This window comes from Ruegeria sp. YTSC002, from assembly GCF_059609845.1.
On sequence record NZ_JBXWML010000002.1, the window covers coordinates 365,498 to 385,732 of the forward strand.

At 58.2% G+C, this 20,235-nt stretch carries 17 protein-coding genes; 2 read left to right on the forward strand and 15 right to left on the reverse strand.

What is annotated here, in order from left to right; all coding sequences use genetic code 11:
• Positions 1-73: 73 nt before the first annotated feature.
• Entirely contained in the window at positions 74-1,738 is a 1,665-nt protein-coding gene (locus AC2FFD_RS06915; protein WP_496872635.1) for a Na/Pi cotransporter family protein, read from the forward strand.
• A 548-nt stretch (positions 1,739-2,286) separates the two neighbouring features.
• Here AC2FFD_RS06915 and AC2FFD_RS06920 read toward each other — a convergent pair.
• Complete coding sequence (locus tag AC2FFD_RS06920) at positions 2,287-2,754, reverse strand: Lrp/AsnC family transcriptional regulator (protein WP_425079312.1); 468 nt, start codon at positions 2,752-2,754, stop codon at positions 2,287-2,289.
• Positions 2,755-2,881: 127 nt separating this feature from the next.
• On the opposite strand from AC2FFD_RS06920, the gene AC2FFD_RS06925 reads away from it, so the two are divergent.
• The gene (locus tag AC2FFD_RS06925) at positions 2,882-6,337 is read left to right on the forward strand and encodes an indolepyruvate ferredoxin oxidoreductase family protein (protein WP_496872636.1); all 3,456 of its coding nucleotides are present in this window, start codon (positions 2,882-2,884) and stop codon (positions 6,335-6,337) included.
• A gap of 280 nt (positions 6,338-6,617) precedes the next feature.
• On the opposite strand, the gene AC2FFD_RS06930 is transcribed toward AC2FFD_RS06925, so the two are convergent.
• The 14 genes from AC2FFD_RS06930 to AC2FFD_RS06995 all read right to left on the reverse strand — a co-directional run bounded on the left by AC2FFD_RS06930 (position 6,618) and on the right by AC2FFD_RS06995 (position 20,192).
• Complete coding sequence (locus tag AC2FFD_RS06930; protein ID WP_496872637.1) at positions 6,618-7,313, reverse strand: RraA family protein; 696 nt, start codon at positions 7,311-7,313, stop codon at positions 6,618-6,620.
• Positions 7,310-8,005, reverse strand: coding sequence for an alpha/beta fold hydrolase (locus tag AC2FFD_RS06935; RefSeq protein ID WP_496872639.1), 696 nt, complete (start codon positions 8,003-8,005; stop codon positions 7,310-7,312). Before AC2FFD_RS06935 ends, AC2FFD_RS06930 begins: the two co-directional genes overlap by 4 nt.
• Entirely contained in the window at positions 8,002-9,126 is a 1,125-nt protein-coding gene (locus AC2FFD_RS06940) for a cobalamin-independent methionine synthase II family protein (RefSeq protein WP_171118384.1), read from the reverse strand. Before AC2FFD_RS06940 ends, AC2FFD_RS06935 begins: the two co-directional genes overlap by 4 nt.
• Before the next feature lie 10 nt (positions 9,127-9,136).
• The gene (locus tag AC2FFD_RS06945; RefSeq protein WP_171723896.1) at positions 9,137-9,739 is read right to left on the reverse strand and encodes a class I SAM-dependent methyltransferase; all 603 of its coding nucleotides are present in this window, start codon (positions 9,737-9,739) and stop codon (positions 9,137-9,139) included.
• Entirely contained in the window at positions 9,736-10,701 is a 966-nt protein-coding gene (locus AC2FFD_RS06950) for a cupin domain-containing protein (protein ID WP_496872641.1), read from the reverse strand. Before AC2FFD_RS06950 ends, AC2FFD_RS06945 begins: the two co-directional genes overlap by 4 nt.
• 191 nt (positions 10,702-10,892) lie before the next feature.
• The gene (locus tag AC2FFD_RS06955; protein ID WP_496872642.1) at positions 10,893-11,882 is read right to left on the reverse strand and encodes a nuclear transport factor 2 family protein; all 990 of its coding nucleotides are present in this window, start codon (positions 11,880-11,882) and stop codon (positions 10,893-10,895) included.
• The gene (locus AC2FFD_RS06960; RefSeq protein ID WP_216600343.1) at positions 11,879-12,922 is read right to left on the reverse strand and encodes a LacI family DNA-binding transcriptional regulator; all 1,044 of its coding nucleotides are present in this window, start codon (positions 12,920-12,922) and stop codon (positions 11,879-11,881) included. The genes AC2FFD_RS06955 and AC2FFD_RS06960 overlap by 4 nt, the downstream gene beginning before the upstream one ends.
• Complete coding sequence (locus AC2FFD_RS06965) at positions 12,922-13,686, reverse strand: SDR family NAD(P)-dependent oxidoreductase (RefSeq protein WP_496872644.1); 765 nt, start codon at positions 13,684-13,686, stop codon at positions 12,922-12,924. The genes AC2FFD_RS06960 and AC2FFD_RS06965 overlap by 1 nt, the downstream gene beginning before the upstream one ends.
• Positions 13,686-14,738, reverse strand: a complete 1,053-nt coding sequence (locus tag AC2FFD_RS06970; RefSeq protein ID WP_425079132.1) for an ester cyclase — start codon at positions 14,736-14,738, stop codon at positions 13,686-13,688. Before AC2FFD_RS06970 ends, AC2FFD_RS06965 begins: the two co-directional genes overlap by 1 nt.
• A complete protein-coding gene (gene hisD / locus AC2FFD_RS06975; RefSeq protein WP_496872645.1) occupies positions 14,735-16,066 on the reverse strand; it encodes a histidinol dehydrogenase in 1,332 nt (443 codons plus the stop codon). Before hisD ends, AC2FFD_RS06970 begins: the two co-directional genes overlap by 4 nt.
• Before the next feature lie 11 nt (positions 16,067-16,077).
• Complete coding sequence (locus AC2FFD_RS06980; protein WP_496872646.1) at positions 16,078-16,608, reverse strand: ester cyclase; 531 nt, start codon at positions 16,606-16,608, stop codon at positions 16,078-16,080.
• Positions 16,609-16,735: 127 nt separating this feature from the next.
• Positions 16,736-17,890 carry a carbohydrate ABC transporter permease gene (locus tag AC2FFD_RS06985; protein WP_171170237.1) on the reverse strand — a complete coding sequence of 385 codons (1,155 nt, stop codon included), beginning with the start codon at positions 17,888-17,890 and terminating at the stop codon, positions 16,736-16,738.
• A 1-nt stretch (position 17,891) separates the two neighbouring features.
• Positions 17,892-18,914, reverse strand: a complete 1,023-nt coding sequence (locus tag AC2FFD_RS06990) for a carbohydrate ABC transporter permease (protein ID WP_257601210.1) — start codon at positions 18,912-18,914, stop codon at positions 17,892-17,894.
• Between the two features lie 66 nt (positions 18,915-18,980).
• Positions 18,981-20,192, reverse strand: a complete 1,212-nt coding sequence (locus AC2FFD_RS06995; RefSeq protein WP_425079128.1) for an ABC transporter substrate-binding protein — start codon at positions 20,190-20,192, stop codon at positions 18,981-18,983.
• Positions 20,193-20,235: the final 43 nt, after the last annotated feature.

Consider the following 20,235-nt stretch of genomic DNA (forward strand, 5'->3'; position numbering starts at 1 on the left):
CAATCGCGGTCGGTAACATGAACAATACAACGCGCTGCGACAAGCTGGGCCAAAAAGAATAACGGGGTAGAGTATGGCAATTGTCAGCTTCCTTATCAGCCTTGCCGGGGCCACGATGCTGCTGCTTTACGCGGTTCGTATGGTGCGAACCGGGATCGAGCGCAGCTATGGCGCGTCGTTCCAGCGGGTAATGACCCAACAGCGCAGTTACCTTCAGGCCTCGGTGGTCGGGTTGACGATGGCGGTCGTGCTGCAAAGCTCGGCGGCTGTTGCTCTGTTGACCTCGGGATTTGCGGCCAGTGGAATGCTCAGTTTTCCTGCCGGCCTTGCGATTGTACTTGGTGGCGATCTGGGTTCGGCACTTATCATCCAGATCCTTTCGTTCCGGCTGGACTGGCTTGTTCCTATGCTGTTGGCGGTTGGGGGGTATCTGTTCGTAAAGACCGAAGCCAAGAAGACGCGGCAGCTGGGGCGCATCCTGATGGGTGTGGCCTTTATCCTGATCTCGCTTCGGTTCCTTCGCGAGGCGATGGATCCCATTCGGGACAGCGCGTTTCTGCCCGCGGTGGCGGATTATCTGGCGCGCGATTACATCACCGCGTTTTTGGTCGGGGGCGCCTTGGCTTTCATCATGCATTCCTCGGTGGCGGCCACCCTCATGTGTGTGACCCTTGTTCAGATCGGAGCGATCCCGTTTGCCGCCGGGATGTCTTTGGTATTTGGCGCGAATTTCGGCTCTGCCTTCATTCCGGTCTGGCTCACCCGTGCCATGCCAGTCCAGGCCCGGCGCATTCCCTATGCCAACCTGGCATTGCGTGGCAGTTGGGCCTTGCTGAGTTTGTTTGCGGCCAACATGGCTCTGCGGACCGGGTTGTTAGGAGACCCGCAAGGCGGGCAGATGCTGGTCAATGTGCATGTTTTGTTCAACCTGTCACTGCTGCTTCTGGCCTTGCCATTTTGCGGGAAGTTGAAAGATCTGTTCGAAAGGTTCTTGCCGGATCAGAAGCAAGAACTGGTTCCGCAACCGGCACGACCGGCCAGCGCATTGGACATAGGCAATGTGGCCAATCCCAGCCAGGCCCTGCCAAGCCTCAAGCGAGAGCTGCTGCGGATGAGCGACCTTGTCGAAACCATGTTCCGGCCTTGTCTGGAATTGTATCGCAGTGGCGACAAACAACAGATTCGAGCGGTGCAAGCCATCGACGAGGACGTGAACAATTGCCTGTCCGGGATCAGGGCATTCGTTTCGGCGATTCCACCGGATGTATACGAAAAAAAGGATGAAAAATCCGCGCGCGACCTTATGGAATTCGCTATCCGGCTGGAGACGGCCGGTGATGTCGTGGCCAAACGCTTGACCGTGTTGGCGGGTGAAATGCGGGCCAAAGGCTCGAGCTTTTCGCAGGAAGGCTGGTCGGAACTTGTTCAGATGCACGAGGGCATTCTGGCCAACATGAAGCTGGCATCAAACGTGCTTATCTCGGACGATCTGGAAAGCGCGCGCCTGCTGAGCCTTGAGAAGACCGAAATCAAACGGGTGGAACGTGAAAGCCGTAAACGACATCTGCGCCGATTGCAGCACGGGTCACGCGAGAGTTTCGAAACCAGTGATATTCATCTTGAGACCTTGCGGGCGTTCCGGGAGTTCAACAGCCATATCGCATCTATTGCGTACCCGGTGCTGTACCAGAATGGCCAGCTTCTCGAGACGCGGCTGATCGACGAAATTGCGAAATAGCCGGAAGGTTCTCTGACAAAAATCTGAAAAAGAAAAGGAACGATGCTACACTCGGGATGACGGCAGCGAACAGGAGCCGGACCCGATGCAAGCACGGGAAAAGAAAACAGGAAAAACGAAGTTCGAAGCAAAAAAGTGGCCTCAGTTTCGAAACTCGGTTTTGAGGCTGTTCGGCGTCGAGGAAAGCGTCCGTCCAAGGCGCGGGGCAGGAGATCACCTCGATTCCGGTGAACCGGTTCGTTCCACAGTCGAGGCCAGTTCTTCGGGGGCCCGATCGAACAGACCAGAGCGCGGCGCAGAAGGCGGAATCCAAAACGTTGCGGTCGAAACGGCAACCACGTTTTACCTGCCTTGATGATGAAGCTGGCGACGGTTTTTTGGGGCGTTCCCAAACCTGATCCGGGAAAAATCCAATGAACGGCGACGCCGTGGGGTTTCGCGGGCCTCATCGTCGCTTCGGAACCTGTTCGAATGGATCTTTCGCTTGGTGCGTTCAGAGTTTTGCAACAAAGCCGATACCAGACGGCAAGTACCCCCGGGAACCGATATCAAAAGGAAGGTATGGGCAGGGCGTTGCTGCGTTTGATTTCGCGCAGAACAACATTTGTTTGCGCGCTTTCCACCGCCGGCAGGCGAAACAGGAATTCTTCCAGGAAAACGTTGTAAGCCCCGATATCCTTGCAGATCACCCGCATGTGGTAGTCCGCCTGCCCGGTCGTTGCGTAGCACTCCATGACTTCCGGGCGCTTCTCGATCGCTGCGATGAACTGCTCCAGATGTTCCGGATTGTGCCGGGTCAGATGAACATGCACCAGGGCCTGAAACGAAAGCCCGGCATGTTCAGGCGACAATTCGGCCCGGTACTGCGAAATCAGGCCGGCCTCTTCAAACGCGCGGACTCGACGCCAGCAGGCAGAAGATGACATGCCCACCCGTTCAGCAAGGTCAGCGTTTGAGATGCGGCAATCATTCTGAAGCAGCGCGAGAAGTTGGCAGTCACGTGAGTCGAGAAGCATCCGAGAAAAATACCCCAGATTGCAACAAAAGAAGAGAGAATTTTTCAAGACAATTCAGAATTTGCGGGAAGGTAGAACAGATTCCTCAGAAAATTCCGGTAAAATACCCAGAGAAGGCGAGGCATCCATGACTGACCAGTCCCTGAAATTCGATACTTACGGCCTGTCGGACCGATACAAAGCCTCGGAGGGTCGTGTTTTCCTGACGGGAACGCAAGCTCTGGTGCGCATCATGTTGGACCAGGCCCGCAGGGACGCAGCAGCAGGAAACAACACGGCTGGGTTCATTTCCGGATATCGGGGGTCCCCCCTTGGTGGTCTGGATCTGGAGCTGTGGCGAGCGAAAGAGGAAGCCGAGGCGGCCAGGATCACATTCATGCCGGCCGTAAACGAAGACCTCGGTGCCACAGCGGTTCTTGGTGCCCAGCAGGCCTCGCTTGATCCCGATTGTGAGGTCGAGGGCGTGTTTTCGATGTGGTACGGGAAGGGCCCCGGAGTCGACCGTTCAGGGGACGCGCTGCGCCATGGCAATGCCTATGGCTCGTCTCCGAAGGGCGGGGTTCTGGTTGTCGCGGGTGACGATCATGGCTGCGTGTCTTCTTCAATGCCGCATCAGTCCGACGTCGCCTTCATGACCTGGTTCATGCCAACGCTGAACCCGGCCAATGTGGCTGAATACCTGGAATTCGGTGAATACGGGATCGCGCTGAGCCGGTATTCAGGCACCTGGGTCGGGTTCAAGGCGATTTCGGAAACCGTGGAAAGCGGGCAATCCGTGCAGTTGAGACCGGACCGTGCATTTACCATGCCGGAAATAGATCTGCCGTCGGGCGGCTTGCACGTGCGCAGCGCCGATTTGCCAAGCCCGGCCATCGAGACGCGGATCGAACACAAGTTGCGGGCGGTCGAGGCTTTTGTCGAAGCCAACCCGATCGACCGGCGCATCTATGACATCAAGGATGCCCCATTCGGGATTGTTACAACGGGCAAAAGCCATCTGGACCTGATGGAAGCGCTGCGTCTTCTGGGGCTGGACGAAAGCGGATGCCGCCGTTTGGGCATCGACATCTACAAGGTCGGGATGGTTTGGCCTTTGGCGCGGCGGGATGCGCTGTCTTTTGTCCGTGGCAAAAAAGAGGTGCTGGTCGTCGAGGAAAAACGCGGGATCATCGAAAGCCAGTTCAAGGAATATTTCTATGACTGGCCGGGGGACAAACCCGAAAAGATGGTCGGAAAACACCGCGCAGCAGGCGATCCGTTGATTCCCTGGACCGGAGAGTTGAGTCCGTTGAACCTGATTCCGGTTGTTGCAGAGCGACTCGACCGTTTTTTTCCGGAAGAGGGATTCCTGGAAAAGGCGAAGGCGCTGACGGACGAACCGCCATCCGTGCTGAATGTTCCAGGTGCGGTCAGGGCTCCGTATTTTTGCTCGGGTTGTCCCCACAACACATCCACCAAAGTCCCGGATGGAAGCACGGCTGCGTCAGGCATCGGCTGTCACGTGATGGCAAGTTGGATGAATCGCAACACCGTCGGTTATGCGCAGATGGGCGGCGAGGGTGTGCCGCATGTTGTTGCCTCGAAATTCAATGGCAACAAACATATCTTTCAAAACCTTGGCGAGGGTACCTGGTATCATTCCGGGTCGCTTGCCATTCGCCAGGCCGTGGCGGCGGGTACGAACATCACCTACAAAATCCTTTACAATGACGCAGTGGCAATGACGGGGGGGCAGCCTGTTGATGGCCCTATCAGCGTTTCCGGGATCGCCCAGACCTGTCGCGCAGAAGGTGTGGACCGGATCGCCTTGGTTTCAGACGATATAACAAAGTTCGATTCCGGCGATTTTCCGGCACGAACCAGCTTTCACCCCCGGGAAGAGATGGATGCCGTGCAGCGCGAGCTGCGTGACATCCAAGGTGTGACGGTTTTGATCTACGAGCAGACCTGCGCCACCGAGAAACGCCGTCGCCGCAAGCGTGGCAAAACAGAAGACCCCAAGCGGTTTGCGTTCATCAACCCCGCGGTGTGCGAAGGCTGTGGCGATTGCTCTGTCGAAAGCAACTGTCTGAGTATTGAACCATTGGAAACCCCATTGGGCCGCAAGCGAAAGGTCAACCTGAACTCGTGCAACAAGGACTATTCCTGCCTGAACGGGTTTTGCCCCAGTTTCATTACGGTGGAAGGGGCGATGCGGCGAAAAGAACCCAAGCAGAAACTGGATATCCCGTCGCTTCTTGCCAAGGTTCCCGACCCGCAGCTTCCTGACCTGCACGCGCCGTACGATCTTCTGGTCGGTGGGGTCGGTGGTACCGGTGTCGTAACGGTGGGCGCCGTTCTGACGATGGCGGCGCATTTGGAAGGCAAAGGCGCCAGCGTGCTGGATTTCACCGGGTTCGCCCAGAAATTCGGTACGGTTGTCGGCTATGTTCGCATTGCCCGCACGCCCGACGAAATCAATCAGGTCCGAATTGAGGCCAAAAGCGCCGATGCCGTCATTGGGTGTGACGTGGTCGTGTCTTCGGCGCCCAAAGCCTCGGTTCACTATCGCAAGGGCACAAAAGTCGTGCTGAACCGTGCGGAAATGCCAACAGGCGACCTTGTTTTGCACCGCGATGCCCAGCTCAAGGTCGATGAACGAGAAGCGTTGATACGCCGGACCGTCGGCGAAGAAAACGTTTTCGGTTTGGATGCAAACCAATTGGCCGTGGATTTGCTGGGGGATTCGGTCTTTGCCAATACCTTGCTGTTTGGTGTCGCATGGCAGTTGGGGAACATTCCGATCAGTGAAGTTGCGATCAAACAGGCGATCAAGCTCAATGGAACCGCGGTCGAGGCCAACATAAGGGCCTTTGATCTCGGGCGGGTGATCGCAGCAAACCCACAGATGCTGAATGCGAAGGAAAAGAGCTTCTCGCAAGAATCGGCGCAGCAGATAATCGATTACCGGTCCGACGAATTGGCGACCTATCACGATGACGCTTATGCGCAACAGTACCGGGATCGCCTGGCCCGTCTGTCCGCAGCACTGCCTGACCAGATCCGCGAGGAAGCGCTTTCGCTTGCGGCAAAATCCCTGTTTCGCCTCATGGCAATCAAGGACGAATACGAGGTTGCCCGGTTGCTGACATCGCGACAATTCGAGAAACAACTGCGGTCCGAGTTCGAGGGGGATTTTCGGATCAAATACCACCTCGCCCCTCCGGTTTTAGGTGGTCAGAAGGATGCACGCGGACGGCCGCGCAAGCGAAGCTATGGTGGTTGGATGACCCCCGTTCTGAGGCTCCTTTCGCGTGCACGCAGGCTTCGCGGCGGCTGGCTTGATCCGTTCCGGTTTTCAAGGGACCGCAAGCTTGAAAACGAAACCCTGGCCTGGTTTCTGGGTGTCCTGGATCGCGTCGAAGACACGGACCTCGAGACGGAAACCTGCCTCAAAATCCTGTCAGCCCCGCTGGATATCCGCGGCTTTGGCCCGGTGCGCGAAGCGGCAACACAAACCGTACGCGCGGATGTAGATGCCATGCTGAACGTGATCGGAGAACAGCGAAGGGATGCGCAGGGCGCCGCTTCTCACAAGGCTTGAATGTTCTTTCCGGAACCTGTCTGGATGCGCGGATTGTACGCGGGGCTGAACGGATCTGAAGCCCCGTACACTCCGTTGTAATGGACTGCTGTCTGAAACGGTCCGGTTTACGTTCGGACGCCACCGGCAGCGGCGCGACGCCGCCGCCAGATAGACGGATGTGGGTAACCCTTCGTCATGGGCAATGCGTTGGCAGAGGCTGTCTTGCTCTGGGTTGACGAGTAAGGGACCTGTGGGTGCTTTTCACCCAGCCGGCTTTCGTTGTCTCCGACCCCTGCGATCAGACCCTTGCTTTTTCAAAGGCGGCCCAGGCGGTTTCGAATGCTTCGAAATCAAACGTGGGCTCGCGGGCTGCGTCCAGAACAATACGTTCTGTCGCCAAAAGCTTTTGGATGGCACCTTCCAATTGATCGACGACATCATTCGGTATGACCAATGCGCCATGACGATCGGCGTGAACCAGATCACCGGGGTCAACTGTCAGACCAAAAACCGAAACTTGAGTGTCAATCTCGCGGATGTGGACGAAACCGTGGCTCGGTCCGATGGAACCAGCGACAACCGGGAACCCTTGGGGCAAATCCCCCAGATCCCGCATGACACCATTGGTCAGAGCACCCGACATGCCGAAACCCTTGTGAACCGTCGTATTGATCTCACCCCAATAAGCGCCGATGCATTCGGGATAATCCAGATCCTCGACAACGGCGATTGAAGGGCCCGGTGCCTCGGCCATGTACTTGTAATAGGCCATACGTCGGGCTTTGATGACTTCGGGCGGCTCGGTCGGGGGATTGACTGCAGCGATCTTGGCAGTGCGCGCATAGCCGACGATGGCAGGCCCTTCGGGGGCCGAGCTTAGCATGGTGCCACGCGTGAACCTGTTGAACCCACGCCTGCCCTGTGCCACCTCGATGGCATTGCAGACAGTTGGCGTATCGACCTTGCGAAGCAAAGACAAAAGGGACGGTGTCATGTGTCCTCCAGCCAGCGGGACAGCGCCGCTGTTGTTTTTTCAGGTTGTTCCAATGTCGGGAGATGGCCCGCGTCGCCGATGATCTCAAGCGCGCTTCGTGGCAGCAGGTCATGCATAAGTCGGTGGCGTTCAACAGGGCAAAGCCGATCTTCACGCCCGCACAAAACCAGAGCCCTTCCGGTGTAAGCCGTCAGAGTCTTGCTTTGGTCCGGTCGGTTCATAAGTGCCTTGGACTGACGTATGAAAACGTCAGGGCCCAGGTCGGTGGCCATTGCCATGCACAGATCCAGGATCGCCCCCCGGTTCGGTCCGTCAGCCAGATAACCGGGCTTCATCTCGTCACGCATCACGGTCCTCAGCTGGCCGTTGCGCACGGCGGACATCTGCGGCGTTCGACGCGCTTTTACCTCTGGCGTTTCAGCCAGTGGATTGGTGTCAAGCAAAGCCAGATGCGAAACACGTTCGGGGGCTTGGCGCGTGACTTCCATCGCCACGATACCCCCCATGGACAGTCCGGCCAGCGTGAAAACCGGCGGTGCATTTCCAAGGATATCCCGGGCCATGGCCTCTATGCTGTCGTGGTGAGACAACGGAAAGGTCATCACCGGCATTCTGCCCGACAGAGCATTGATCTGGGGGCCAAAAAGCCGGGCATCACACATCATGCCCGGCAACAAAATCAGAGGTTTCATGCCGAGGCCAGCTTTGCCCCTTCGGACAACGCCGCCAGCTTGGCATAGGCGATCTGGGGATCGACGGCGCCGAATCCCGCAAAAGTGCCAAAGCCGCAATCGCTGCCCGCGATCACCCGGTCCGGTCCCACGATTTCCGTGAACCGGTCAATCCGTTGGGCCACAAGTTCGGGATGTTCGACGAAATTGGTCGTGGTATCGACCACGCCGGGCACCAGAACCTTGTCATCGGGAATCTCGGCCTTGCGGTCCCGGAAGACAGTCCATTCATGGGCATGCCGCGGATTGGACGTTTCGAACAGGACATAGCGCGACTTGGTTGCCATCAGGGTGCTGAAGACCTTGTCCATGGCGATGTCGCAGCAATGCGGGCCTTCGTAGTTGCCCCAGCAAATATGTACCCGTACCCGATCCTGCGGGACGTTCTGAAGCGCGTGGTTCAGGGCCTCGACATGCATGTCGGCAATCTTGATGAACGCCTCATCCGACAGGTCGGTGAACAGCATGTGGCGTGACAGGGCAAGATCGGGGCAATCCAGTTGCAGGTCCAACCCGGCGGCGACGATGGTTTCGTATTCGTCCTTCATCGCGTCGGCCAACGCTGCCAGATAAGCCTCACGCGTAGGGTAGAAATCATTCTGCAAAAACAACGAGATCACTCCGGGAGACGCGGCATTCATGAAGCCGCGCTCGGCCCCGTGTCGAGCCATGGCCGCCTTGAGATTGGCGATGTCCTTTTGCAACTCGCCTTGCCCTTTTGATCGCACCTCACCCGTGCACATCGGCCTTGCGTATTGTGGCGTACCGCCGTCATCGGCCAGTCTTTGCAGAAAGCCGGGGAACATCTTCAAGTCTGCCGGCGCGTTACGAGGGCTGTCGCCCGAAAACCCGGTGTAGCGATCTTTGACATAGGTCGCATAGGAGATTTTCGAAGTTTCGCCGTCGCTGACGATATCAACACCGGCTTCGACCTGTTTGCGCACCGTTTCGGCCACGGCGTTGGCCATGCAGGTATCAAAGGCGCCTGTGTCATAAGGTTCGCCGTTTTCGCGGGCAAAAATAAAATCCACGACGTCCTGCGTTCGGGGCAGAGAGCCAACATGTGTTGTTTTTACGGTCATGGGGACCTCCTTAAATTTTTCGTGCCATCAGGATCGTGTGGCTTTGGGCTTCTGGGTCTTCGGCCAGGTATCCGGTCATTTGCAGCCCGTTTTTCTCAAGACACCCGGCGTAACCGGCCGGGGACAGCGACGCGTGGTAGACAAGCTCTGATCCCACTGTGCCGCTGACCTCTCCGGCACGAGGTCCGACGGTCAGCATGAGCATTCCCTTGGGTCGCAAATGGCGCGCCATCCGGGCGATACAGTCTTTCTGCTCGTCCGCCGTAAGGTGGAAAAAGCTGTTCCAGGCAATGATGCCGTCGAACTGCTGATCCAGTTCAAAATTCCGCATATCCGCGTTGCGCCAGTCGCCATCGGGCCAACGGTCGCGGGCTATGGCAAGCATGGCGTCGGAAAAATCGATACCCGTGACGTCAAACCCTTCGGCCATGAACCAACGGGCAATCGGGTCGCCCGAGCCACAGCCCAGGTCCAATACGCGGTCACCCGGCTTCAGGCTGGCCGTGAAGCGCGCCAACCAGCGCGCTTCGAACAGGGCCTTGGAACGGCGCCTGTCATACTCGGTTGCCTGCCGTTCATAAACGGCGTGGGTGTCATTCGGGTCCGCGTTCATCCTGTCCAGGTCGCTCCTGCCGGGTCATCGGTTGCGGTGATGCGGTACAGGCCCGCCTGTCCGGTCATGGATGGCTGAATACCATAGGTTTCGCCGGGAAGAACCAAGGCCGTGTCGCCCACCGAGATCGTGGTCTCGTACCCGTCAATCGAAACACGCCAGTGACCGCTGGCCGGCATCAGAACCACTGGTTTCTCGGCAGCGATCGGTTGGGTCACTGCGGATCCGCGCCCCAGAAAATCGACCTCGAATCCGGGTTTGTCCTTGATCAACGCGTTTTCGCCAATCACCTTTGCGGGCTTATTGGCCGACAACGCCATCAGATCCCAATACCGCGCAACGTATTTGCCGACCACATCCTCGACAGGAACTTCGGGATAGCTTTTCAGCTGTTCTTCGGTCAGCACAGGCATCGGGCGGACATTGTGGGGCAGTTCCTGGCCCAGTTTGGAGTCGTACAGAACGCCATTGTCGCCCAGCATCAGACCGTGTGCCTGCGCATCTTCGATCACCTGAGGCGCCCATGTGACGCCGCCGCCCGCATCGTCTCCGCCCAGGATCGACATGATCATTCCGTAATCCTGTCCGACATTCTCAAAGCCCCGGAAAATCCCGGTTGGAATGTTGAAGATGTCTCCTTCCTCGGCGATGAATTCCCCGGCCGTGCCATAGCGGCCCCAGAAAAACCGCCAACGACCCTTGGCAACGAAAAAGACCTCGGCCGTGGTGTGGCTGTGCAGTGAGTTGCGGCATTTCGGCGGCTGCCCGGCCGCTCCGATGTTGAAGCCGATCTTGTCGGTGATGTGGACATGCTGGTCCGGAGATTCCGAGACGCCGCCGCCGATTATCGTGAAATTCTCTTTCTGATCGCTGCCGGGAGTATGGGCATCGATGAAAGCGGTTTTACAGGGTTGAAGCTCGCCATAGCGGACGATGCGGGAAGGGATGGGTGATTTTGTCATGACGTAGGATCCGATATTACGTTTTTGGAAAGAAAGCTCGTGTGCCCAAACAGGACACGCCCTTGCTTTCCGGGCGGGCGCAGGTTCAGTCGCCGCGCCCTCAGGCTTTGACGGTACATATGGAAACGCCGAATGGCCCGCGGCTCGGACAGACCGCCCGACAGGATGCGATATGAGACCGGGCGGCCCACTCAGACCTCGCCGTTCTGCAACAGGATCTGCTTCCAGACCGAGGTTTCATCGAACAGGGCGTATTCACGGCGCAACTGCGGCTGCCCCGTTATAAGCGCGCCGAATTCAGCGTGGCTGATCCCGAGGACATAAACCTGTGCACCAGTCGGCGCCCCGAACACACCCCAGCCGTCATGCTTGCCCCAAAGGCTCCAGCGAATGGCCGCGCGCGGAGGCATATCAGGGTCATCTCGCCCGATCTGATGCTCGATCTTGAATTCTGCATTCGGAAAACTCGCCCGCAGACCCATCCAGAAACGGTCGACGGCATCCCGGCCATGCCCTGTTACGCCACCCACATATTCTGACTGAACAGCGCGGTCATATTCTGAGCCGATCACGCCCATATCTGCGTTCATGATCCGCGTCAGAATGTCGGCGTAGCGCTGCCCCCATTCATTCTCGTTGCCGCGACCTTTGTAGGGACCAGGCTGATCGATTTCGGGGGTCAGGGGTTTGACGCAGTTTTCCTTGCCGCCTTCCCGGGCAATCAGATCGGCGGCGTATTCCTTGGGATCCCAGCCCATCTGGCGCACAATCGCGCCCTGATCGCGGATCAGCCATTCATCGTTGATCTGATTGTCGATGGCGTGGCAATCCGCAAGAATCCGGTAACGCAGCTTGGTGCCGGTGGGCTTGCCATAGACGCCCTCGGCCAAATGCGTGGCCGTTGAAATGATGCGGTGAGAGCTCAGCATGCCTTCTTCCGGTGTGCCGGACCAGATCACGTCTTCGCCCAGCAACTGCCGGTCCGGAAACTCGGCCAGCGTTGCCATGGTTGCGCCGATCACACTCTGATTGCCCAACACCACCGAACCGGGTGAACGGACCACGATGTCATCGCTGTAATACTCATGCAGCGTGGCGATCCCCCGGTCTTCCCAGATCTCCTTGGTGATGCCGATGATGTAATCCGGAAAATCACGGAATTTCGGATCGAAGCCTTTCATGTCTCTGTCCTTTGTGGGGCCCATCCCTTGGGCAATCGAGCCGATGTGCGCACGATCAGCGGCCCATCAATGGCGACTTTGCGCGGTTCGGCTTTCGCCGGGGTGTCGATATGTTCGAAAAGGGCGGCAACGGTTTCGGCCACCATAAGGTTGGCCCGCTGCCGGATCGTCGTCAAATTGTAAGCTGGCCAACCGGCCGGCGGCACGTCGTCATAGCCCACGACCGAGACATCCTCGGGGACGCGGAGGCCAAGTTCAAAACGGATCACATCCATCGCCGCCAATGCCATGTGATCATTGGCCACAAATACGGCATCCGGCCGTCGTTCAGGGGCGACATCGAACATCCGACGGGCTGCTGTACGGGCGTTTTCCGTGTGAAACTCCCCTACTTCGTGGGCAAACAGTTCCTGCCCGGCCTCGGCCAGTGCGGCGCGATACCCGGCTTCGCGGTCCCGCTGCGTCGAGGCCCCTTGCCAACCTGCGATATAGGCAATCCGTTGGTGCCCACCGGCTAGCAGAAATTCCGCGACTTTGCGGCCCCCGGCATAGTTGTCGGACGTGACCGTGGTGATGCCCTCGATGTCCTGGCTGCGGTTGAACAGCACCACTGGCACCCCGGCCTGTTGGCAGCGCATGGCGATATCCGACGACATGGGCACCGAGGCCAGGATGACGCCATCCACCTGGTAATCGAGAATCTCTTCCATCACATCGTCGATGTTCCCGGCCGATCGTGAGGCCATGAAGATCAGCACGTGATAGCCTTGCTCCTGAAGGGCGTTTGACAGCTTCTCGAGCGCTTCCGGATAAAAATAGTTATCAAGGTAGCCCACCACCAAACCGATAATCCGGCTTTTCCCGGACACCATGGCGCGGGCCAGAACGTTTGGACGATAGCCCAGTTCAGCGGCGGCTTTGCGCACTTTCTCCTCGGTCTTTTTGCTGACCGAGGCGCCGGGCGTGAATACGCGGCTGACGGCGGACTGGCTGACACCAGCCAGTTGGGCGACCTGAAGGGATGTAACTTTTTCCGCCATCAATCTGCCGTCCAACCCCCGTCAATCAACATCGAAGTACCGGTGACCAGAGCAGAGGCGTCTGACGCGAGATACCGCACCGCGCCCATGATGTCTTCGACCTCTCCGACCCGGTTCAGCTTGATCTTTTCCATGATCCACGCGGCACGTTCAGGATTGTCGAATGTGGATTGGGTCAGCGGCGTTCTGATGAAAGTCGGGCAGACAGTGTTGATCCGAATGCCTTGTTTGCCCCATTCGATGGCCATGGATTTGATCATGCCTTCCAGCCCATGTTTGGTCGCACAGTAAAGCGCCCGGTCGACCCCGCCGACATGCCCCATCTGGCTGGAGATGTGGATGATCGATCCCGGCTTTGCTGCCTTGATCAAAGCGCGGGCGGCGTAGGCGGACAGGAAATAGGCGGAACGCAAATTGACATTGGTGACAACATCGAAGTCATCGGGCGTGGTTTCGATGGCCGGGCTGTGGCGCGCGATCCCCGCTGAATTCACCACGATATCAAAGCAGCGCGATGCAAAAAGCTGTTCCAATGCGCGCAGATCACCCTGATCCATCACAAGCGCTTCGGCAGACCATCCCTTCTCTTTCAGAGCGGATACTGTCTCATTCAACCGATCCGCCCCTCTGGCCGCGCAAACAACATGTGCACCCGCCTCGGCCAAAGCCACTGCACAGCCCTGACCGATGCCAGACGAGGCTCCGGTAACGAGGGCGGATTTCCCGTTCAGGGAAAACGAAGGGGTGCGTGGCAATTCCGTCATCAGCTCATTCCATCCGGTATTTCAATGCGGCCCATATTCCGGGCCTTGTTGAATTCCCGCAGGCGGGCAAAAACGTCAACGCCAAGCTGCCGGTAGGCATCCAGCAAATCAACCAGCACCCAGTTTTCCCGGATCCTGCCGTTTTCCAAACGCCAGAAATCGAGGCTGCGCATGGTGATCTTCTTGCCTGACGGAGCGATGCCCATCCAGCCATCATCGGTGACGGTCTGGATCATGTTGGGCCAGCCCGTCACGGCCGCGTAATCGCCATCCCCGAAAAAGTGATAGGTGATGTCGTCCACAAACTGCCCGCGATCCGGCATTCCGTTCAGGAACGGGATCTGGTGCCAGTTGCGGAACCCTGCATACCCGCGCCCGGTGCCGATGCCCGAAGGGCCGTACCAGTTCATGCGCGGGTGCCAGAACCGCTCCATCTCCATCACTTCGGGGCCACCTTGGGACGGGTGTTTCTTGAGATGCTCCAGCATGTCGATGATGTGCTGGCAGGTCAGTTTGCCCTTGGCTTCATCATAAGGGCCAGGCACAAACCCGTCCTGGGTGGCAGGGCCGGGGACGTGCCATTCTCGGCCCAGACTTGGCGCCATCGGCCAGGCATTTGCCTGCATCATGACTTCGGGGATGTCCCACAGGGCCTGCATCTCGACGATCTTGCCGTTTTCGAAGCGGTAGAATTCATGAAACCGCATCGTAACCTGATGACCCGTCGGTGGGATGTCCAGCCAGGGGCCGGTGAAAACACCGGTGTAATAGCCACCACATCCGATCCAATCTGCGCCGAACTCATCCGGGCCGGCCATGACGATATAATCCCGCCGTTCAAGATCGGGCCAGGCCGCCAGCAAGTCTTTGTAGCCAGTGTCATAGAAAGCATCACTGCCGATGCTGTCCCCAAAGGGATGACACAGACGGAACACGGCATCCGGTGACGTGATATCCGCGAAAGCCCGACGTACGCCCGCCTCCTCGAAATCGTACATCGCAGCCCTGAGCGGTTCGATCAGGGCCTTGTGATGCGTGTGTTTGTCACTCATTCAGCAGCGTCCCGGTAAGGCGCCGGCGCACCGTAGGGAACATTGATTCCGCCATATCGGCGCACACGAAGGTTGCACTGTTCAGCGTGACCAACGAACCCTTCGAGCATGCACAGGCGCGAACCATACTCGCCGATCAGCGTTGCGGCCTCATCGGTCAGAACCTTTTGATAGCTGTGCGTCTTCAGGTATTTACCAACCCAAAGACCACCCGTGTATCGCCCGGCCTTCTTGGTCGGCAGCGTGTGGTTGGTGCCAATCACCTTGTCCCCGTTCGAAACATTGGTGCGCGGCCCAAGGAACAACGCCCCATAGCAGGTCATGTTTTCAAGGAACCAGTCGTCTCGGTCGGTCATCACCTGCACATGTTCCGAGGCGATGTCATCGGCCACTTGCAGCATCTCATCATAAGTGTCGCAAACGATCACCTCACCATATTCGTCCCACGACACCTTTGCGGTATCCGCGGTTGGCAGGATGCCCAGCAGCCGGTCGACCTCGGTCATGGTGTCATTGGCCAGATTGCGTGAGTTGGTCAGCAGAACGCAGGGGCTGTTGTATCCATGCTCGGCCTGCCCCAGAAGATCGGTTGCGCACAGTTCAGCATCTGCGGCGGTTTCGTCGGCAATGACCATCGTTTCGGTCGGCCCTGCAAAAAGATCGATCCCGACACGACCGAACAACTGACGTTTGGCTTCCGCGACAAAGGCGTTGCCGGGACCAACAAGCATGTGAACGGGATCGATCGTCTCGGTGCCCAATGCCATGGCTCCGATGGCCTGAATGCCACCCATGACATAGATCTCATGCGCGCCACCCAAGTGCATGGCAGCAATCACCGCCGCGTTGGGTTTGCCCTGAAACGGAGGCGTGCATGCGATGATGCGCGGCACCCCTGCCACCGAGGCGGTCGCCACCGACATATGCGCCGAGGCGACCATCGGAAATTTACCGCCCGGAACGTAGCATCCAACCGATTGCACCGGGATGTTCTTATGCCCCAGAATGACGCCGGGCAGGGTTTCGACCTCGATGTCCAGCATTGAATCCCGCTGCGCCTGCGCAAAGTTGCGCACCTGTTCCTGCGCGAACTTGATATCGGCCAGCTCACGATCGGACAATTGCCCGATCAGGTCATCAATTTCCCACTGGCTCAGGCGAAACGAGGCTGGCGAGTAGTTGTCGAACTTCTCACTCAACGCACGCACCGCGGCATCCCCACGGGTTTCGATGTCTTTCAGTGTCGCCTCAACCACGGCACGGGTCTTGGCATCATCCTCTGCCCGATCCGCATCGGATTTGCCGCGTTTAAGATACTCGATTGCCATCTTTCCAATCCTCAGTTTTCCGGCCGGGGGGGTGTCTTCTCGCCCCGGTCAAATGCTTCCCAGCCTTCGCCGTTGAACAGGTCCACGCCCAGCTGAGCCGCAACGTGGGCAAAGTCGACATTCACCCAGTTGTCGACGATCTTGCCGTCGACCACTTTCCAGAAGTCCATGTACCTGATCTCGACACGCTTGCCCGTGGGGGCGATGCCCAGAAACTCGCCGGAATGCGTGGCTTCCTGGCGGCCAAACGCGGCGGCCCATTCACCCATGTAAAGGCGCGCTTCGTCAACGCAGACCTTATCCGAAAACGCGGCTTGAAACGGGCGCTGCCAGTTGTCCTGAAACTCTTGCAGGCCGGTCTTGGTGCCGCAGCCCTGATTGCCCATCCAGCGAAAACCTTCGGCGAAGAATTCACCGATGTCATCAATGCGGTGATCATTCAGACCATCCACCATTGTTTCGATCACGCGGCGCGTGTCGTCGGTTTTGCTCATGTCCGTGTTGCGGGTCAGAACCGCTTGTTCGGGACGGGAACCTTTCATCTTTCTATCCTTTCAGGTTGCCGAGGGAAGGGATTGGGACGTGCGGCCCCAATGCTCAGAAAGTCCCTTGGCATCCTGTTCAGCGCCGGGTGGCGCGACATGGCGTTATGTCGGGCGTTCTTGCTCATCAGCCTTTCACCGCCCCGGCTGTCAGACCGCTGACAATCTGGCGCTGGAAGATCAGGACAAGGAAGATCAGTGGCGCGGTGATCGACACGGCAGCGGCAACCGCAACGACCTGATCGGTTGTCGTGGTCTCGCGGTTGAACATGCCGACGATGGCGGGAACCATGGTCTGGTTCTGCGCATCAAGCAGCAGCGCGGTGACCAGAAAATCGTTGTACGCCAGCAGGAAGCTGAACAGCCCTGTGGTTATGACACCCGGCCACATCACCGGCATGATGACACGGCGGAAGGCCTGAAAGTGGCTGCACCCATCCACGCGGGCGGCCTCGTCCAATTCGGCCGGGATGTTCTGGAAGAACGAGCGTAGCATCCAGATCGTGAAGGGCTGATTGATCGCGACCAGCACCGCGATCACAGCGAAGGGTTTGCCGTACAGGGTTGGTGCGTTTTCCCCCAGGATCGGGCTGAGCCATTCGGCCGAATTGATGAAAACCGGCAGATAGCCCGCCACCAGAACCGAATGTGGCAGGGCTCGGAACACCAGTGCAACGATCAGGATCCAGAAGGCCAAAGTCGACCCTGACCGGGCCAGACCGTAGCCTGCCAACGTGCCCACGGTCAGCGACACGGTCACCACGCCCGTTGTGACAATCAGCGAATTCTTGAAGTTGTTCGAAAAGCCCCGGTCGATCCAGACGGTTTTGTAATGCTCGGTCGTCAGACCAAGCACATCCCGTCCCAGCGGGCCAAACAGCGGGTTCAACACGTTCAGGAGTGCAGGTAGGACGACGAAGAACACCAGCAGGAAACCCACCAGCACGGCCAGAACACCGATCAGCCAGCCGAACCATTCCTGTCCGGGTTTGCTGTAGGACCTGACCATTGAAGGTAACGTTCTGGTCGCCACGAGGATCGTGCCCCAGATGACCGCGATGCCCAGAATGATATCCAGCAGTGACAAGCCCTTTCCGACGCTCAGCGTGGCCGGCCCGAAGATCACGTTCAGCGCGTTGCCGTCGAACGCATCGACGGGTGATTTGAAGCTCATCACCACGATCCAGAAGATCGGGAAGGCCGCGATCAGGCACCAGAGCGCAAGGAAGATGTTCGAGGTCAACCGCAGGCTGAAGGGCTGGCGAAGCGCACGCGAGGACATGTCAGTGACCTCCTTTATGGTCGCGCCACGTACGGCGCAGCGGCAGGATAAGCAGGATGACGACACCGATCATGGTCAGCATCGAGTTGGCGGACGCCCGGCTGATCGACCGGTTGCCGGCCTGATCCGGCGTCAGATAGTCGAAGGTCAGCCATTGCAGCGAGATGACGTAGCCCTGGCTTGAAAAACCGACGATCTCTTCGAACACGCGGTAGCTGTCCATCAGGTGGATCATCGACACGAAGATGATCAGCGGCATCAGGTGTGGAATGACGATGTATTTCAGGCGCTGCCATCGGGTCGCACCGTCAATCACGGCACTTTCCAGGCTGTCCTGATTGACCGTTTGCAGCCCGGCATAGAAGACAATGGCGGCAAAGGGTGCCACGTGCCAGACGCGGTAGAGCATCATCAGTAACTCGATGGTCCACGCTTGGGCGAACAAGGCGATGTCCCGGTTCAGCCACCATTCCATCATAGCGGTCAGGATACCGTCGCCCCGAAACAGCCAGTTGATCGACAGCACACCGATCACGGGTGTGATGATGAAGGGCAGCAGGGACACAAAGATCACAGGCCCGCGGATGGACCGCGCGGCATTGTTTATCAGGATTGCTATTCCAAGCCCGCACCCGACCACCAGCGGCAGAGTGATCAAGGTGAAGGTCAGGGTGAACCGAAGCGCCTTCCAGAAGTTGATCGTAGACAGCACATGCCAACTGCCGTCGCTTATGGCGCGCCATGCGCGTTCAGGCTCCAACACGTTGCGATAGCTTTGCAAGCCGACATATTGGGTTTGGGTAATGACCTCGCCATGTTCGTCGAGCTTTGGCTGCGAAACCATCTCGGTCACGCAGGTCTGCGTCAGGAAACCGGGCGTGCAGGTTTCCTTTTCGACAGTCTCATAGATCGGCTGGGTGACATAGAAACTCTGCTTGAACACGCTGATCAACGGGAACGCGATGAAGAGAAGCATCATAAAGACAGAGGGGCCGACAAACGCGGCAAATGTCCGGTAATTCATGGCTCTGCCTTTCTCATGACTCTCGAGGGGAAGGGGCGGGAGGGCCGTAGCCCTCCCACGGGAGGATCAGTTGCTGATCAGACCTGCTTCTTTCGCGGCAGTGATGTAATCCGCCTCGATATCGGCCAGCGTTGTCTGAGCATCCTTTGCGCCAGTCAGGTAGTCGGCCAGACCGTTGCCCAGGGCAGTGTGCATGATGCCCATCGGGCCAGATGCCGGGTACGCCTTTGCACCCGCTTCAGCCGAAGCTGCTGCTCCTGCCGCCAAAGCACCCGCTGAATAGGCAGGGCTCAGCCAAACAGCGACGTCGTTGTTTGCGCTGACCATCTCGCTGTCCATGCCCTCAAGCGCGACGCGGAAAGCGGCATCTGCTTCTTCGTCGCTCATGTTCGACGCCAGAACGATGCCATCCCACCAGATGGTGGTTGCCGGCGCTGCCGAACCCATAGGAGCGGCTGCCATGGTGACTTTGCCAACGACCTGGCTTTCGGCCTCGTCATTCATCGCGGCTGCACGGCTGGCCCAAAGGTTCGCCATGGCGATCTTGCCCTGCTGGAACTGTTGCTGAACATAGGTCGAGTCAGAAACCAGATATTCCGGATCCATGTACTCGGTCATGGCTTTCAATGTCTCAAGTGCCGCAACGCCCTGTTCGTTGTTGATCGCGGGCATGTTGCCATCGCCAAAGAACGAGCCGCCTTCGCCAAGGTACATGTTGACGAATTCCTGGCCGAGGTTCCAACCGGTCTTGAACGTCCCACCAATGGGATAGTCCATGACACCGGCTTCCTTGATCTTGGCAGCCGCGGCCAGGACGTCATCATAGGTTTTTGGTTCTTCGATGCCCAGCTCAGCCAGAACATCATCGCGATACATCAGGTGCTGCGCATTCACCATCATCGCAATGGCCATGGTCTTGCCATCGACCTTGATCAACTGGTTGGGCAGCAAATCCTGGCCGTATTTTTCAACCAGATCATCCAGCGGGCGGATCGTGCCTGCGTTCAGCAACGGCACCAGGGTCGCGTTCGATACACCGCCAATCTGATAAAGTGCGGGATCCGCAGCAAATGCTTCGGGTTGCTTTTCGCGGAATTCCTGATCCAGCGATGCGCTGAAATTGCCGCATTCTGCCATCGCATCGGTGACCGCCTTCCAGGCTTCAAAACCGGCGGACAGTGATTTTAGCGGCACATCGTTTTCAAAGGCGCAATCTGCCCACGCGCCGGTGGCGGCGATGGACATGGCACCGGCCATGAGGATCGTCTTGAGTTTCATAGGTTTCTCCCTGTCAGGATCGGTCCGTCGTCGACGTCCGGAC

Bases quoted from the DNA above. Each gene is read 5' to 3' on its own strand.
- AC2FFD_RS06915 (WP_496872635.1), top strand. From the start codon at position 74: ATGGCAATTGTCAGCTTCCTTATCAGCCTTGCCGGGGCCACGATGCTG.
- AC2FFD_RS06920 (WP_425079312.1), bottom strand. From the start codon at position 2,754: ATGCTTCTCGACTCACGTGACTGCCAACTTCTCGCGCTGCTTCAGAAT.
- AC2FFD_RS06925 (WP_496872636.1), top strand. From the start codon at position 2,882: ATGACTGACCAGTCCCTGAAATTCGATACTTACGGCCTGTCGGACCGA.
- AC2FFD_RS06930 (WP_496872637.1), bottom strand. From the start codon at position 7,313: ATGACACCGTCCCTTTTGTCTTTGCTTCGCAAGGTCGATACGCCAACT.
- AC2FFD_RS06935 (WP_496872639.1), bottom strand. From the start codon at position 8,005: ATGAAACCTCTGATTTTGTTGCCGGGCATGATGTGTGATGCCCGGCTT.
- AC2FFD_RS06940 (WP_171118384.1), bottom strand. From the start codon at position 9,126: ATGACCGTAAAAACAACACATGTTGGCTCTCTGCCCCGAACGCAGGAC.
- AC2FFD_RS06945 (WP_171723896.1), bottom strand. From the start codon at position 9,739: ATGAACGCGGACCCGAATGACACCCACGCCGTTTATGAACGGCAGGCA.
- AC2FFD_RS06950 (WP_496872641.1), bottom strand. From the start codon at position 10,701: ATGACAAAATCACCCATCCCTTCCCGCATCGTCCGCTATGGCGAGCTT.
- AC2FFD_RS06955 (WP_496872642.1), bottom strand. From the start codon at position 11,882: ATGAAAGGCTTCGATCCGAAATTCCGTGATTTTCCGGATTACATCATC.
- AC2FFD_RS06960 (WP_216600343.1), bottom strand. From the start codon at position 12,922: ATGGCGGAAAAAGTTACATCCCTTCAGGTCGCCCAACTGGCTGGTGTC.
- AC2FFD_RS06965 (WP_496872644.1), bottom strand. From the start codon at position 13,686: ATGACGGAATTGCCACGCACCCCTTCGTTTTCCCTGAACGGGAAATCC.
- AC2FFD_RS06970 (WP_425079132.1), bottom strand. From the start codon at position 14,738: ATGAGTGACAAACACACGCATCACAAGGCCCTGATCGAACCGCTCAGG.
- hisD (WP_496872645.1), bottom strand. From the start codon at position 16,066: ATGGCAATCGAGTATCTTAAACGCGGCAAATCCGATGCGGATCGGGCA.
- AC2FFD_RS06980 (WP_496872646.1), bottom strand. From the start codon at position 16,608: ATGAAAGGTTCCCGTCCCGAACAAGCGGTTCTGACCCGCAACACGGAC.
- AC2FFD_RS06985 (WP_171170237.1), bottom strand. From the start codon at position 17,890: ATGTCCTCGCGTGCGCTTCGCCAGCCCTTCAGCCTGCGGTTGACCTCG.
- AC2FFD_RS06990 (WP_257601210.1), bottom strand. From the start codon at position 18,914: ATGAATTACCGGACATTTGCCGCGTTTGTCGGCCCCTCTGTCTTTATG.
- AC2FFD_RS06995 (WP_425079128.1), bottom strand. From the start codon at position 20,192: ATGAAACTCAAGACGATCCTCATGGCCGGTGCCATGTCCATCGCCGCC.